This is a genomic window from Enterococcus olivae, assembly GCF_053760925.1.
The window spans coordinates 20,991-35,327 of the sequence record NZ_JBSMVT010000001.1; the positions used below are offsets into that span (position 1 = coordinate 20,991).

The window sequence follows — 14,337 nt, forward strand, 5'->3', positions numbered from 1 at the left end:
CCATTATTTCGTCGTCAAAAACGACTGAACAAATCATAGCAGGAGTTTTATCTAGTTAGGTAACAAAGTCATGACGAAACATGTCATTTGCAAAGAATCTCCTCTTACTGTTACAAAAAGGCTTTTCATTCTCTGTTACACACCTTCTAGTTACTTTATTTTTGTAACAAAAGCTACTAAGAAAAAGTTAAGAAGCGGTTTTTTATTGTTAAAAAGATACGTTTTTCAATCAAAAATGACAAAAAGATTGACTAAATGACAAAAGCATTTAGTCAATTTTCACGCTTTAAAATTTCATTTTTTCGATTCGGTCAAAGGCCTCTTTCAGCAGAGTGATCTCTTGTGTCACCGCCAAGCGAACGTGCTGGTCCCCTGTTGTGAAACCAAATGCCTTGCCAGGAATCATCAGAACTTGTGTTTCTTTCAGAACCTTTTCGACAAAATCAACGGAAGTTAACTTCGTTTGTTCAATATTAATAAAGGCGTACATCGTTCCTTTGATCTCACCAAGTGATAGGAAGGGAATCGCGTCAACACGTTTTTTTACGTACTCCAGCCTTTCTCGAAAGACATTGACTACTTTGGGAACCAACTCTTCAGAATGTTCCAGGGCATAGATTCCTGCCTGTTGCGAAGGAGCTGGTGCTGAATACGTCACATTCTCATTGATGCGCCGGACAACGTCATTCACAAAGGCTGGTGCGATCATATAGCCGATCCGCCAACCAGTCATGGCAAACGCCTTGGAAAAACCACTAAAAGCAATCGTATGTTCCGGGGCATAGACAGCCATCGGTGTAAAGTCCTCATAGAAACATAGTTCTTCATAAATCTCATCTGACAAAATAAACAAATCATGGGCAATCGCAAGTTCTGCGATTCCTTGGAAAACCTCTTTGGAAAAAACCGCACCTGTCGGATTATTCGGCGAATTGATCATCAATGCCTTCGTCTTATCAGTGATGGCTGCTTCCAGAATCGACAGATCAATCTCAAAGCCATCCTTCTCGTAAGTCGGAATCATCACAGGAATGCCGCCAGCAGCCTCCACCTGTTCTTTGTATGGTGAAAAGAAAGGTTCATGAATAATGACCTCATCTCCCGGATCAAGAATCGCCAAAAGTGCCAAATAAGTGCCATGCATGGCCCCAACTGTCGCTCTCACTTGATTCAATTCAAAGGAAAGATTATAACGCTTCTGGTAATGATTGACTACTGCTTGTAAAAAAGCACGGCTGCCGTCAGAAGCAGTATATTTTGTGTGTCCAGCTTTTGCATCTGCAAAAGCTGCATCGATAATCGTCTCATCTGTGATTAGATCAGGATCTCCCAACGATAAATCGATCAAATCGGTCGCCGTTTTTGCCAGCAGCCCAATATCCATTAATAGATTTTTCTCTGGATTTTGGTACTTCTTAGCAACTTTAGACTGATCCATTGATTACATCTCCTTTGATTATAAAACTTTGTTCAAAAAGCTTTGTGTTCTTGGATTTTGTGGGTTCCCAAAAATTTCATCTGGCGTTCCCTGTTCCTGGATGACTCCTTCATCCATAAAGATCACACGATCGGCTACTTTTCTTGCAAAGCCCATTTCATGTGTGACAACCACCATCGTCATCCCATTTTCTGCTAAATTCTGCATAACAGCCAGAACTTCACCGACCATTTCTGGATCAAGTGCAGATGTTGGCTCATCGAAGAGCATCACATCTGGCCCCATCGCCAACGCACGTGCGATCGCCACACGCTGCTGTTGTCCGCCAGAAAGACTGGAAGGATAACTGGTGCTTTTTTCCTCTAAGCCTACTTGCTTCAACAGGTTCATGGCTGTTTCTTGAGCTTTCTTTGTTTCTTCTTTTTTGACCTTGACTGGACTAAGCGTCAAATTTTCTAAGACTGTTTTATGAGGAAAGAGATTAAAGCTTTGGAAAACCATCCCCATTTTTTGACGAAGCTTGTCGATATCGGTTCCTTTGGCTAAAATATCCGTGCCTTCAAATTCGATTGATCCTTTTGTAGGCTGCTCCAATAAATTCAAGCATCGTAAAAAGGTACTCTTTCCACTTCCTGATGGACCAATGATCACGACGACTTCTCCAGCATTGACTGTTAGATCGATTCCTTTCAATACCTCATTTTTTCCAAATGTTTTGTGCAAACCTTTAATATTAATCATTTGTACTCATTCTCCTTTCAGCAACTCCCAATAGACGAGAAAGTGTAAACGTTAAAACAAAATAAATCAGTGAAACGATAACATACGGAAGAAATGGTTTAAAGCTTGCTCCCTGTACATTTCCCGCCTGGAAAATCAGTTCCGATACACCGATCACTGAAACAACGGAAGACTCTTTAATAACTGTGACAAACTCATTTCCTAAAGCAGGTAGAATATTTTTGATTGCTTGCGGGAAGATAATAAAACGCATCGCCTGTCTGCTATTCATCCCTAATGAACGAGCGGCTTCTAGCTGTCCTTTATTGACCGCCATAATTCCAGCACGAATGATCTCAGCCACATAAGCTCCACTATTCAATGCTAGTGCGATACACCCTGCAGCCAAGCGAGAAAGCTCAAGCCCGAGGATTCCTGTTCCAAAATAGACAATAAAAATTTGGACTAATAATGGCGTACCACGAATATATTCAATGTAGATTGTTGCCAATAAACGAGTGACTTTTGAACGTGCCAACCTCATCAGGCCTAGAAATGCACCCAAAATCGTTCCGAACAAGACACCGATCAACGCCAAGAAGATCGTATATCCGGCACCATTGACATAAAATTTATAATATTTCGCAAAAAAACCTTGCTCCTCTTGGAACATATACTGGTTTGCTTCTTCTTTGTATTGATCCAGCAAGCCTTCATCATTGATGACTTTGATTGAAGCATTGACTTTTTCGAGCAACATCGGTGCATCTTTTGGTAAGGCAACTGCCGTTTCTTTTTCCCCATCCTCAAATTCCAAGTCAGAGAAAATCAAATCCTCGTTATGATCAACGTAAGCCTCAGCCACCGGTCCTTCTAAAATAGCTGCATCGACTTTCTTATTTTTCAGATTCATGATTACATCTGGAATCTTCTGTAAAGAAGTCGGTACAGAGCCAGTCAATTCATCGAAAGCCAGAGCTTCCTGTGTTGTTTGCTTCTGTACACCGACTGGTACTCCTTCAAAATCCGAAAGACTTTGGTAGTTATCTGCATCCTCCGCACGAATCAGCAAACGTTGTTTCACCACCATATAAGTATCAGAAAAATTGACTTCTTTCAATCGTTCTTCTGTTACCGCCATGCCTGAAATGATCATATCTATTTTTCCTGTTTTTAACGCGCCTAGCAAAGCATCGAAGCCTAATTCTTCAATCCTCAGATCAACACCTAGATCGTCTGCGATTTTTTGAGCAATAGAAATATCAAAACCAACGATCGTATCCTTGCCGTTCACTTCCGCATGAAATTCATAGGGAGCATAGTCTGCAGAAAGCCCAACAACAAGCTCCTCTTTTTGGAGAATATTCTCATAATGCGGATCAATTGTTTCTGCTGTTGCAATCTGAGCAGGAAGCAAGCTCATGATCAAAGCAAAGACTGGCAAAAACAGCATCAACGCTTTTTTTCCCTTTTTCATTTTGTTTCTCTCCTTTTTATAAAATAAAAATGTATAAAAATTCAACTTTTACAACTTTTTCATGATACCATAGAACGTAGTAGAGGAAAAGATGTTTTCTCCACCTTCTAGTATTTTCCCTGTTATATAAAACATTTACTGTTTTTTTCTCATTTTCACTTTAATATTTTTCGAAAAAAATGTAAAATGATTGAGGTATATAAAAACATTTTATTGGTAGGAGGATTTCGATTTTGACAGATGAAAAACATACCCTAAAAAAAGACGCTTTGTTTCGCTTTTTTTCTAACGACTTTGATTCTTATACAGAATTGATAGAAGATTTAGAGAAACAACCTGTATCCACTAAAGAACTAGCGGATTTCATCTTGATGGTTCATCTTTCTCCAATGGCTACACTTATTATCAATGAAGAGTTACGGATCCAGTACGTAAATAAAGAAAGTATCCGTCAGACTAAAACTGAGTACGAAACAGTAATTGGCAGAACACTGATGGAACTCAGCTTTATGAATCTGCATGGTTCTGACATTCGTGATCTTTGGAAACAAGCAGTAACCAATGGTAAATGGTCAGGTACAGTAAATTATCTTGACAAAGACGGTTGTAAGAAGTCCTATTTGCTCCAATTGATCTGTCTTTCCGACCAAGAGACACAAGAAAAATACTGTGGACTGTTTCTCTTGGATGCTCTTCATCTTGGTGAAATAAACAATGTGGAACGGCAATTTGCTTATTTTGACCGTGTCACTCATCTTCCCAATTTTAACCAGATCGCCTATGATATCAACAAGCATATTTTATCCAATGAACAGCAACCAAGCGGACTGGCATTATTCAGATGTAGTAATATCGCCAAAATCTCAGCTCTATACTCCAGAGAAGTTCGCAAGCTAGTAACATTGGAAATGGTCAGAAGGATTCAGAATCTCCTACCGGAAAACTATCGACTCTACCGGCTTTCAAGAGAGATATTTGCAGTATATGTCAAGCCTCTGACGGACGAAGAGTCCTTCAAAGCCTGCATCGAAAAAATCCGCAATTATATTTTACAGCCTTTAAATATAGACAAGCACGTGATCCTGATGAACATTGAGATCGGCGCAACCAGTTTCCCTTCAAAAACCCGAGAACTCTCTGATCTGCTTGAACATGCTGGAATTTGTCTGGATCAGCACGAGACCTCTAAGATTGTTTATTTTTCAGAAGAAATGACGAAGGATTTCACGACGAGCTTGCATACAGTCGAACGGTTGAAACCTTCTATTGAACAGGATCTGTTAGAGATGTACTATCAGCCGATTTTCGATCACAACGATAACATTGTTGCCGCAGAAGCGCTGTTGCGATGGAACGATCCTGAGTTGGGCTATGTTCCACCAAATAGGATCATTAGATACGCAGAAGAACATGATTATGTGTCTGAACTCGCCAACTGGATCATAGACAGAGTATTCAAAGATAAGCTATACAAGGACTATTCGATCAATGTCACGATCAACGTCGATGTCACTCAGGTCGAACAGCCTGATTTCTTAGAAAGTGTCCAGAGGCTGATAAAAGAGCATCAAGTCGACACAGGAAAAATCATTTTTGAGATCACGGAACATCAGGCATTCGAAAAATCTCCTCTTGCCGTAGAAATTCTACACAAGCTAAAAGACCTAGGTTTCAAACTTGCTCTTGATGATTTTGGCGTTGGTCATTCGGCTCTTGCTTTGTTAGGTGATCTGCCTGCAGATATTTTAAAAATCGATGCCTCATTTATTACCCTGAATAATTCATAATTTTTCAAAAAAGCTTCAAAAACCTTGTTATAACAGTCTATTTTGTTTCGTTCATCCGCACTCTTTGGGTGTACAAAAAGAACCCCAATCTGCTATGGTTAAAGTGACTAAACCTAACCAAAGAAAGGGGTTCTCTCAATGGCAACTTTACACGAAAATCGTCTACTTTTCAATTCAAACGTTACAGTATCTCACTCTGGTGGAAATTTATCCTCAGATTCCGGCTTAATATTAGTAAAAGAATTCATGGACAAATTTAAGTTTAGCCGAATCTTACGTAAAAACATCCAGATTCAAGATGACCGACTGTATCATATTCATGAAAATGAATCCATTCTGGAACAAATCATCTTACAGTTAATTGCAGGCTATCCTACGGATTCTTCTGCCAATATATTAGCAACTGATCCTATCTTTCAAGCTGTTTTAAACAAAAAACGGTTGGCTTCACAGTCATCTATTTCTCGCTTCTGGGATCGGATGACAACAGAAAATATCATTCAACTTCAAAAGGTTAACCAAATTTTGATTGATAAAGCACGTAGGATAAGAAATACGAATGAAATGATTTTCGATTTAGATTCCACCCACAGCGATACCTTTGGAAATCAAGAAATGACCGATTATAATGCGCATTACCAGACAACCGGTTATCATCCGCTCGTTGCCTTTGATGGTCTTACTGGTGACTTTCTTAAAGCAGAACTTCGTTCTGGAAATGTCTACACCTCGAATGGTGTCGCAGCATTTACTCGACCATTATTTGAGCATTATCAATCTGTGACACCCGTAAGCACTATTATGGTACGTGCAGATAGTGGATTCGCAACGCCCGATTTGTATGAACTTTGTGAAGAATACGATAGTCTGTATACTATCCGCTTAAAAACCAATCGTAATCTGTGCAGAATCGCTGAGCAATTCATTACTATTAAGGATAATCACGATTGGGATAAGAAAGAAGTTCATTACTATAACGCCACTTATCAAGCAAAGGCGTGGAAAAAATTCAGAAGGATTTGCATAAAATCAACTAGAGAAGCTGGTGAATTGCTTTTTAGACATGAATTCATCATTACCAATTTCTCAAAAGATGTCTCTCCAGAAATGATTTTCCAAACGTATTCAAAAAGAGGAACGATGGAAAATTACATTAAGGAAGCAAAAAACGGGTTTTACTTTGACAAAACAGACAGCCCCAGTTTTATAGAAAATCATGCTCGTATGATCGTAAGCCTATTGGCTTATAATATTGTAAACTTCATGCGAACATTATGTTTTACCAATGAAACGAAAGGGTATCAGGTTTCTACTATCCGCTTATTTTTCTTTAAAATAGCTGGAAAGATGGTTCATTCTGGAAGAAGAAACTACTTGAAATTAAGCAGTTACCATGTTTACCAGAAAGTATTTTATCGGATTCTACAAAACATTCAGGTACTGCAGTGTTAAGTACGTTAATTGGGTAATTTAAAAAGTTCGTTAACCATCTGCTAGGATGAGTGTGCCCAAAATGAGGTCTTATTTGAATTTAATCCGTTAGCAAAAAGAAATTAGACCATTTAGAAGAATATTTTTGAGAAAAAGAGCCATTGACCATAAAATGAAACAGATGATTGATAAAATTTAGCCCTTTATAAAAGGTATGAATTATTCAGGATTACAAATGTTGAGGAAAATTCTCGCAAAGGAATCATCGCCCGCCATATCGTTAACTTAGCACAAAATTTAGGATTGCGAACCTGCTGTGAAGGAATCGAAACAGTCAAAGAAGCCAAACTTGCCCGATTGATCCATTCCAATTATATGCAGGGCTACTTATTCAGTAAAGCACTTCCATTAAACGAATTTCATGAATTTTCTAAGCATTGGAAAGAAAATCATGTATAAAAATACACCTATTCAATAGAAAGAAGGCAATGTCAATGCAACTGATCGTTAGAGGAACACCACAAGAATATGAATGCCGGACAAATGCCTGGCAAGGTTTGGGTCAGCATCTGACCAAACGAGGCTTGACAAATATTTTGATTCTGCACGGAAAGGATTCTTGGGCTGCGGCTAAGCCCTACTTCCCAGCACTGGATGACTTTACTCTTCATTTTGAATATTATGGTGGAGAATGCACCGATGCAAAAAGCGAAGCATTCGCCGAGTTTATTAAGAAGCATCAAATCGATGGTATTGTCGCTGTTGGCGGCGGAAAAGTGACCGATCTTGGAAAAGCCACTGCTAATAAAGTCAATGTCCCAATTTTGATTTTACCAACTTTAGCTGCCACCTGTGCGGCTTGTACTCCTTTAAGCGTCATTTACAACGAAGACGGTTCGATGGATCGCTACGATATTTTTCCAAGAGCAAATGCGCTTGTATTGATCGAGCCTGAAGTGCTTCTTCATTCTCCAATCGATTTGATGATCGCCGGAATCGGAGATACATTAGCCAAATGGTACGAAGCGGAACCATTGATCGGTCAGCTCTCTTATCAACCACTTGAGATTCAAGTGACAGAATTTGCAGCAAAAAAAGCCCGTGATATCTTGCTGGCAGACAGCTACGAAGCGCTGGAGGCGATGAAAAAGAAAGAGATCAACGAAGCATTCTTAAATATCTTAGAGACTAATATCTTACTGGCTGGTATGGTCGGAGGCTTCGGAGACGATTATGGACGTACTTCTGGCGCACACACAATCCATGATGCCATGACAATTCTACCGGAAAGTCATGATCATCTGCATGGAAATAAAGTGGCCTACTGCATTTTAGTCCAACTTGTCATCGAGAATAAAATCGATGAGATCCAACGCCTGCTTCCTTTCTATCAGCAATTGAACTTGCCCACATCTTTAAAAGCACTTAATATGACGCTCTCTGAAGAAGATTATCAGTTAGTCGCAGAACGTGCTGCAAGACCACAGGAAAATATTCATTTTCTTAGAGAAACGATCACACCAAAAATCGTTACTGATGCAATGAAACAACTGGAAATGATTACTGCATAAAAAAGATTCTCGCTGACTTTATTTTAGCGAGAATCTTTTTTATTTGAAAGGACAGTGTTCCAAGTGATCATTGACAATACCTACTGATTGTAAAAAGGCGTATACACTTGTTGTACCTAAAAACTTGAATCCATCTTTTTTGAATTGTTTACTGATCCGGTCCGACAATTCTGTAGAAGAAGGTACTTCAGAGATCACTTGCCAGTGATTGTTTATGATGGTGTATCCTGCCATTCTCCAGAGATAATCATTAAAGCTTCCATATTTTTTCTGAATAGCTAGATAAACCTCTGCATTGTTGATTAGCGCTTCGATTTTTTTTACGATGACGAATAATCCCTGGATCCTTTAACAATCTGTCAACATCTGCCTCTTGATATAAAGCTATTTCCCGATAATTGAACTGGTCAAAGGCCTGTCGCATCGTCTCTCTTTTCTTTAAAATTGTTATCCAGCTTAAGCCGGCCTGCATACTTTCTAAAACAAGCATTTCAAACAGCTTGTCTTCTTCATGTAGTGGCTTACCCCATTCTTGATCATGATATTCTTGCGACAAGAGATCTTTTGTCGCCCAATCGCATCTGTTCAACCATTTCACCCTTTCGGTTTACAAAAATAAGATTATGTAAACTTATTTCTTGATTCTCTCAATGGCAGGAATCACCGTTTGTAAAAAACGATCTTCACTGAAAAAATTATATTTGAACAGCATCCCTTGACTGGCTCCTGTTGAAATAATTGACACATGGGTCTCTTCTTCATTAGAGGCAATGGTCAGATGCAGGCTGACACGGTTCTGTCCCAAGATACTGTATCGCTCGTAGGCACGGATTGCAATCTTCGTCTCTCCAACCTGAACCAAAGAACTTTCTTCTATTGAAATAGTTGAACTTCCCTTAACAATGGCGTCATTAATATATTCAAAAACTTCATCAATCCCACCTGCCACATAGGCCTCATACTTTGCCATGTTTCTCCACTCCAAGTCTTTTCTATTATTTTTCTTCTTAATTTTTAGTGCATAATAATTTTGTTTCTGGTAATGATCTCATAACTAACGGATGAATCAATCATTCCCGATCCTGCGACTTCTTCGTTCCATCAGAACCGTATCACGCCATGTACCACAACTGTCCTTTCCGATTTTTTCCCGAAAACCGACTTGTCGAAAGCCACATTTCTCATGTAACGCAATACTACCGGGATTATTGGAAAAAATATCTGATTCCAACATCCAGAAACCTTCGTCTTCGGAAACACTGATTAGCTGCTCCATCAAAAATGTTGCGGTACCTTTTCCTTGATACTTCTCATCAATATAGACACTCAGTTCAGCTACCCCATCATATTCCGGGATCTTTGGATACGCCTGCTTCAAAGTAGCCCAACCAACGACCTCTTCATCATCTAAGATCACCAGTCTACCTACTGAAAGTCGTTCTTGATCAAATTCTTCATAAGTCAGCTCTTCTACAGTAAAGGTGGCTAGTCCTGTTTTCATTCCTTGACGATAGATCTCATAGACCCTTTGCCAATCTGCTTTCTGCATTTTTCTTACTTGAAATTGCATATAAAAACCCCTCTCCTTCCTTTATTTTCTTATAGAATTTGATTGATTGCAACTCCTCTCTTCTCTCATCTGCTTTGATTTGATGCACTCTTATTTAGCACTCTCGTTAAAAATGGTATAATAAGGGTAAAGAAAAGGCGGTGATGGCAATGAATCTCACTCAAAAAAGTCAGGAACGTTGGGAAAGTATTTCTCATGCAGTCTCTCGTTTTTGGTTCTCGACCGGTGCATTTTTACTTGCTACTCTAGTGATCATGATAGGGACGGAACAACAAGAGTTTTGGGAAAAACAAATTACCTGTATCTTTCTTGCCGGTTCTCTAGGCATCCTTGCACAGCTGATATACGAACTCTTTTTTCAAAAGAACAAAATGGTCCAATGGTCGTTGTATGTAGGCGCTTGCTTGTTCTCGGTCGGTTATTATATGTATTTGCGTCCTAATGAACTTTTTGAATATAGTGCAGGTATTCGGACGGGTGTCTTGTTCTTTATTGTTTTGATCACGGTGCTTTGGCTTCCTTCCATCAGGCAAGACGAATACGCATTTTCACGAAGTTTTATCGTGTTCGTCAAAGCATTCTTTACTTCATTTTTGTTCTCACTGGTCTTATATATTGGATTGATGGCGATCCTTTCAGCTTTTAACTTTTTGATCACTTCCATTGATTACAAAATCTATTCGCATATTAGTGCATTGACCTGGAGTGGCTTTTTTCCAATCTACTTCCTGTCACTGATGCCGGTCTTTCCGACTGGCAAAGAAGTACCCAATGAAAATTATTTACGTGCTACAACAATACCTAAGTTTTTCGAAATATTATTGACCTATATCATCATTCCAGTGATCGCCATTTATACACTAATCTTGCTACTATATATTTTACAAAATATCACTGGGGAATTCTGGAACAACAGCCTCTTAGATCCACTATTGATCAGCTATGTGATTATTGGCTGGTTTAGCTTATTTTCAATTGATACTCTGGAAAATCAGATCGTTCGTTTATTCAGGAAATATTTTCCTCTCTTGTTGTTTGTAGTCACTGGTTTTCAAGGAGTCGCTACATTGAACAAAATCAGACAAATCGGTCTGACGGACGGACGTTACTTTATTTTACTCTTTGTTCTTTTCTCTATCGTTTCAAGCGGGATCTATCTACTCCGACATAGCAAAATGTTCTTGATTCCTGGTCTATTGATCCTTTTGTCGGTACTCTCCATTTTTCCTGGAATCGATGCCGTCTCGGTTGCCTCAAGGTCACAAGCAAACCAACTAGAAGCCACATTGACTGCTAACAATATGTTGCAAAACAATTCGATTAAAGCAGATGGTACCATTCCAGAAAGAGATAAGAAAAAAATCGTTGAAAGTTACAGATACCTACGCAGGGTAGATCGTCTAAGTGAGGTCGATTTTCTGCCCCAAAATTATTTGAATAACACTGAATTCATCAAAACATTTGGGTTCAGTATTTTTAGCTTAGAGGAAGAGGGCTATCCTGGTGGCAATGAACCATTTACACCAAAAAGTTTTACCCTCAGTGCTGATCCTGATGATGTCCTTCAATTCAACGTTGAGGATCAGGATGTGTTGCTACCTCTTTATGTAGACCGAGGAAACTTTTCTCAAGTAAATACCAATCAACTGCCGATCATCTATCAAGATAAAACATATCAACTGATCTGGCAAAACAGCTTGGGCGAACAGCTAGACGAAGAAAATGTGCAGCAGGATCAGCTACAATTGATTTTGGAAGATGAAGATGGTCAACAGCTAGCAAATTATGATCTTCATTTTTTGACCGAACTGGAAGAGCTTGAACAGTCCTATCAGGAATTTTCAAAGCCTCTCGATGAGTTAACTTTCACTGAAGAATTTCCAGAAGTCACGATCACACTTTCTTTTACTAATCTTTATGTAGAAGAATCCAACTATCTCACTGCTGATTTTTACCTTATGCTTTCTTTTCACTAACAGACAGCCCCCAAATCAAGTGTAGAGCGACTTGATTTGGGGGCTTCTTCTGTTATTTTGTCTCTCTAAAAAGAGCTTTTCTTCTCAATTTAGGCGAGTATTTTTAATTCCAATCGATCGGGTGTGTTTCGTTTCTTTTTAGTAGTCAAGTACAATCTTTCTTTTGTCTCGACACATTCTAAGATAATATTTTGTCTCATTCGTGATTCTCCTTATTTCTATTAATATATTAAAATCATCTTTCAACGATCAGCAAGATAGGCTTCTATTTGGATCTTTTTGTCATGATCTAGCTCTTCCGTCGAGAGTTCTTTTAATAATTCTTCTTTTAAATTGACTGGGATTTCCCAGAAACCGTCGATTTTCTGGAAGAGTTCTGAGTCGTATTGTTCAAATAAAGGATACAGCTCAATAAACTCCTGGAAAGAAAGATTTTCTTCTTCATAAAAATCTTTGATCCAACCGTTCTGCAATGCAGCTTCTGTTGGAGAGCCATTTTCAGTGATGATTCCTTTTTCGACCATCATTCGGTACATAGCAGCTTTGGGTGCCTGCTCTCTTTCTTTTCCAAGAAAATGAAACTGAATACTCTCTTCGACCAGGGGTGGATAAATAATATTCATTCCGATCACCTCCTAATCAATCACTTTTTTCCCTTTATAATAGCCCTTTAACGAGACACGATGACTGCGTCGGTATTCTCCTAACGATTCATCATATGAAATCTCTGGTTTGTTGATTTTTTGATGTGTACGGCGAAGCTTCTTTTTGGCTTTCGATGTTTTTCTTGCTGGAACTGCCATATCATTTCCCTCCTTCAATTAAACCACTGCTTACCAGCTGGCTTTTTTAACTCCTGGAATCAATCCTTGATTCGCCAATTGTCTAAATTTGATACGAGACATACCAAATTTTCTCATGTAGGCACGTGGACGACCATCAATCAGATCTCTATTTTTATAGCGATTGGGATTAGAATCTTTCGGCAGTTTGGCTAACGCCTGATAATCTCCAGCTGCCTTTAGTTCCTTTCGCTGTTCTGCATATTTTTCAATCAATTCTCTTTGTTTTTCAGCTTTCGCAATTTTGGATTTTTTAGCCATGTTGTGTTCCTCCTTTCAAATCGTAACGATTACGTTTTACTCGAAATACTTTATCATCATCTCATTCATGTGTCAATAGAAATAAATTTGAAATTTCATTCATATGTTAGCGTCCTTTACTTAGTTATCATTCACTGTAAAATGCCTTACTTAAGATCCGGAGTCGAATCGTCATAAAAATTTAAGCTCAAATTGATCATCCTCGTTGTCAAAATCAAATCTTCTTATCTTTTTAAAGCGAGTTGACTAACATTCGGCTACGCATGATAACAGCCTAATTAATAAAATTCGCATTTTCTTGATTTTTCCTCTTTACAAAACGAACAAACATTCGTATAATATAAATACAAACATTTGTTCGCATTTATTGGAAGGGTGAAGAATATGAAAGCAATTCGTCGTTTCGGTTTTATTATAGGTATTTTATTGATTGGTATTATTATTGGAAATTTTGGAATGTTAACAGCTATTTTGATCGTCTGTCCACTGCTCACACTATGGTTGATTCTTTGGGACGATAAAAAATTTCGTCAGGCAGAACGCAGAAAAAAACACCAGATCATGACTGAGTATTATTCTTCTGATATTCAGTATGAATAATGTCTAAATAAAAAAAACAAACACTTTTTCTTTAACAGCCCGACACTGTTCATCGAAAAAGTGTTTGTTTTTTTGTCAATGCAGATCAATAAAAGCATTTGGTAAAAAACAGGACAGTCGTGACTGTCCTGCTTGTCTTTTAATATTCCATTAGAGTCAAAATCTCGTAATTCTCGATTTTTTCGCGTCCATTCAGTTCCATCAATTCAATAAGAAAGGCGCAACCAACTACGACACCACCTAGTTCTTCAACTAATTCGATCGTTGCTTTGATCGTTCCTCCTGTTGCCAGCAAATCATCGCAGATCAACACCCGTTGACCAGGAGTGATCGCATCTGCATGGATCGTCAATGTATCACTTCCGTACTCCAGATCATATGAAACTTCGATCGTTTCGCGAGGCAATTTCCCAGGTTTTCGTACAGGTGCAAAGCCCACGCCTAACTCATAAGCTACTGGACACCCTACGATAAAGCCTCTTGCTTCTGGACCAACGACCATATCGATTTTTTGTTCTTTCGCATAATCAACGATTTTTTTTGTCGCTGCTCGGTAAGCCTCTCCATCTGCCATCAGGGGAGAAATATCTCTGAAAACGATTCCTTCTGACGGGTAATCTGGGATACTCGCAATATAATCTTTTAAATCCATGTTGTTTCCTCC

General features: G+C 38.8%; 15 protein-coding genes and 2 pseudogenes. 6 read left to right on the plus strand and 11 right to left on the minus strand.

What is annotated here, in order from left to right; genetic code table 11:
• Positions 1-286 precede the first annotated feature (286 nt).
• The 3 genes from ACWODM_RS00120 to ACWODM_RS00130 are packed head-to-tail and all read right to left on the minus strand — an operon-like array spanning position 287 to position 3,635.
• Entirely contained in the window at positions 287-1,438 is a 1,152-nt protein-coding gene (locus ACWODM_RS00120; RefSeq protein WP_455319324.1) for a pyridoxal phosphate-dependent aminotransferase, read from the minus strand.
• Positions 1,439-1,456: 18 nt separating this feature from the next.
• On the minus strand, positions 1,457-2,179 hold the full coding sequence (locus tag ACWODM_RS00125; RefSeq protein ID WP_455319325.1) for an amino acid ABC transporter ATP-binding protein: 723 nt from the start codon (positions 2,177-2,179) through the stop codon (positions 1,457-1,459).
• Positions 2,172-3,635, minus strand: a complete 1,464-nt coding sequence (locus ACWODM_RS00130; protein ID WP_455319326.1) for an ABC transporter substrate-binding protein/permease — start codon at positions 3,633-3,635, stop codon at positions 2,172-2,174. Before ACWODM_RS00130 ends, ACWODM_RS00125 begins: the two co-directional genes overlap by 8 nt.
• Before the next feature lie 233 nt (positions 3,636-3,868).
• Between ACWODM_RS00130 and ACWODM_RS00135 the strand changes: the two genes are divergently transcribed.
• The 4 genes from ACWODM_RS00135 (at position 3,869) to ACWODM_RS00150 (ending at position 8,424) form a co-directional block, all read left to right on the plus strand.
• Entirely contained in the window at positions 3,869-5,422 is a 1,554-nt protein-coding gene (locus ACWODM_RS00135; protein ID WP_455319327.1) for an EAL domain-containing protein, read from the plus strand.
• A gap of 138 nt (positions 5,423-5,560) precedes the next feature.
• On the plus strand, positions 5,561-6,874 hold the full coding sequence (locus tag ACWODM_RS00140) for an IS1380 family transposase (RefSeq protein WP_455319328.1): 1,314 nt from the start codon (positions 5,561-5,563) through the stop codon (positions 6,872-6,874).
• A gap of 207 nt (positions 6,875-7,081) precedes the next feature.
• Positions 7,082-7,312 (plus strand): EAL domain-containing protein, encoded by a 231-nt coding sequence (locus tag ACWODM_RS00145; RefSeq protein WP_455319702.1) that lies wholly within the window; start codon positions 7,082-7,084, stop codon positions 7,310-7,312.
• Positions 7,313-7,341: 29 nt separating this feature from the next.
• Entirely contained in the window at positions 7,342-8,424 is a 1,083-nt protein-coding gene (locus ACWODM_RS00150; protein WP_455319329.1) for an iron-containing alcohol dehydrogenase family protein, read from the plus strand.
• A 39-nt stretch (positions 8,425-8,463) separates the two neighbouring features.
• Here ACWODM_RS00150 and ACWODM_RS00155 read toward each other — a convergent pair.
• From ACWODM_RS00155 to ACWODM_RS00165, 3 genes and pseudogenes are all read right to left on the minus strand, one after another.
• A pseudogene (locus ACWODM_RS00155) lies at positions 8,464-9,013 on the minus strand (DNA-3-methyladenine glycosylase I).
• A gap of 42 nt (positions 9,014-9,055) precedes the next feature.
• On the minus strand, positions 9,056-9,394 hold the full coding sequence (locus ACWODM_RS00160; RefSeq protein WP_455319330.1) for a DUF6054 family protein: 339 nt from the start codon (positions 9,392-9,394) through the stop codon (positions 9,056-9,058).
• Between the two features lie 96 nt (positions 9,395-9,490).
• Entirely contained in the window at positions 9,491-9,994 is a 504-nt protein-coding gene (locus tag ACWODM_RS00165) for an N-acetyltransferase family protein (protein WP_455319331.1), read from the minus strand.
• Between the two features lie 149 nt (positions 9,995-10,143).
• On the opposite strand from ACWODM_RS00165, the gene ACWODM_RS00170 reads away from it, so the two are divergent.
• Positions 10,144-11,970 (plus strand): DUF4153 domain-containing protein, encoded by a 1,827-nt coding sequence (locus ACWODM_RS00170; protein ID WP_455319332.1) that lies wholly within the window; start codon positions 10,144-10,146, stop codon positions 11,968-11,970.
• A gap of 52 nt (positions 11,971-12,022) precedes the next feature.
• Here ACWODM_RS00170 and rpmG read toward each other — a convergent pair.
• The 4 genes and pseudogenes from rpmG to rpsN all read right to left on the minus strand — a co-directional run bounded on the left by rpmG (position 12,023) and on the right by rpsN (position 13,073).
• Positions 12,023-12,170 (minus strand): annotated as a pseudogene (gene rpmG, locus ACWODM_RS00175) (50S ribosomal protein L33).
• Positions 12,171-12,212: 42 nt separating this feature from the next.
• On the minus strand, positions 12,213-12,593 hold the full coding sequence (locus ACWODM_RS00180; protein WP_455319333.1) for a hypothetical protein: 381 nt from the start codon (positions 12,591-12,593) through the stop codon (positions 12,213-12,215).
• 12 nt (positions 12,594-12,605) lie between these two features.
• Positions 12,606-12,773: a 50S ribosomal protein L32 gene (gene rpmF / locus ACWODM_RS00185; protein ID WP_455319334.1), complete on the minus strand. Its 168-nt coding sequence runs from the start codon at positions 12,771-12,773 to the stop codon at positions 12,606-12,608.
• A gap of 30 nt (positions 12,774-12,803) precedes the next feature.
• Positions 12,804-13,073, minus strand: a complete 270-nt coding sequence (gene rpsN / locus ACWODM_RS00190) for a 30S ribosomal protein S14 (RefSeq protein ID WP_455319335.1) — start codon at positions 13,071-13,073, stop codon at positions 12,804-12,806.
• Between the two features lie 384 nt (positions 13,074-13,457).
• Here rpsN and ACWODM_RS00195 point away from each other — a divergent pair, with 384 nt between their 5' ends.
• On the plus strand, positions 13,458-13,673 hold the full coding sequence (locus tag ACWODM_RS00195) for a hypothetical protein (RefSeq protein WP_455319336.1): 216 nt from the start codon (positions 13,458-13,460) through the stop codon (positions 13,671-13,673).
• 139 nt (positions 13,674-13,812) lie between these two features.
• On the opposite strand, the gene ACWODM_RS00200 is transcribed toward ACWODM_RS00195, so the two are convergent.
• Entirely contained in the window at positions 13,813-14,325 is a 513-nt protein-coding gene (locus ACWODM_RS00200) for an adenine phosphoribosyltransferase (RefSeq protein ID WP_455319337.1), read from the minus strand.
• Between the last annotated feature and the right edge of the window lie 12 nt (positions 14,326-14,337).

What these genes read in the sequence shown, in the direction of transcription:
- ACWODM_RS00120 (WP_455319324.1), bottom strand. Translation starts at nt 1,438, where the DNA reads ATGGATCAGTCTAAAGTTGCTAAGAAGTACCAAAATCCAGAGAAAAAT.
- ACWODM_RS00125 (WP_455319325.1), bottom strand. Translation starts at nt 2,179, where the DNA reads ATGATTAATATTAAAGGTTTGCACAAAACATTTGGAAAAAATGAGGTA.
- ACWODM_RS00130 (WP_455319326.1), bottom strand. Translation starts at nt 3,635, where the DNA reads ATGAAAAAGGGAAAAAAAGCGTTGATGCTGTTTTTGCCAGTCTTTGCT.
- ACWODM_RS00140 (WP_455319328.1), top strand. Translation starts at nt 5,561, where the DNA reads ATGGCAACTTTACACGAAAATCGTCTACTTTTCAATTCAAACGTTACA.
- ACWODM_RS00150 (WP_455319329.1), top strand. Translation starts at nt 7,342, where the DNA reads ATGTCAATGCAACTGATCGTTAGAGGAACACCACAAGAATATGAATGC.
- ACWODM_RS00160 (WP_455319330.1), bottom strand. Translation starts at nt 9,394, where the DNA reads ATGGCAAAGTATGAGGCCTATGTGGCAGGTGGGATTGATGAAGTTTTT.
- ACWODM_RS00165 (WP_455319331.1), bottom strand. Translation starts at nt 9,994, where the DNA reads ATGCAATTTCAAGTAAGAAAAATGCAGAAAGCAGATTGGCAAAGGGTC.
- ACWODM_RS00170 (WP_455319332.1), top strand. Translation starts at nt 10,144, where the DNA reads ATGAATCTCACTCAAAAAAGTCAGGAACGTTGGGAAAGTATTTCTCAT.
- ACWODM_RS00180 (WP_455319333.1), bottom strand. Translation starts at nt 12,593, where the DNA reads ATGAATATTATTTATCCACCCCTGGTCGAAGAGAGTATTCAGTTTCAT.
- rpmF (WP_455319334.1), bottom strand. Translation starts at nt 12,773, where the DNA reads ATGGCAGTTCCAGCAAGAAAAACATCGAAAGCCAAAAAGAAGCTTCGC.
- rpsN (WP_455319335.1), bottom strand. Translation starts at nt 13,073, where the DNA reads ATGGCTAAAAAATCCAAAATTGCGAAAGCTGAAAAACAAAGAGAATTG.
- ACWODM_RS00195 (WP_455319336.1), top strand. Translation starts at nt 13,458, where the DNA reads ATGAAAGCAATTCGTCGTTTCGGTTTTATTATAGGTATTTTATTGATT.
- ACWODM_RS00200 (WP_455319337.1), bottom strand. Translation starts at nt 14,325, where the DNA reads ATGGATTTAAAAGATTATATTGCGAGTATCCCAGATTACCCGTCAGAA.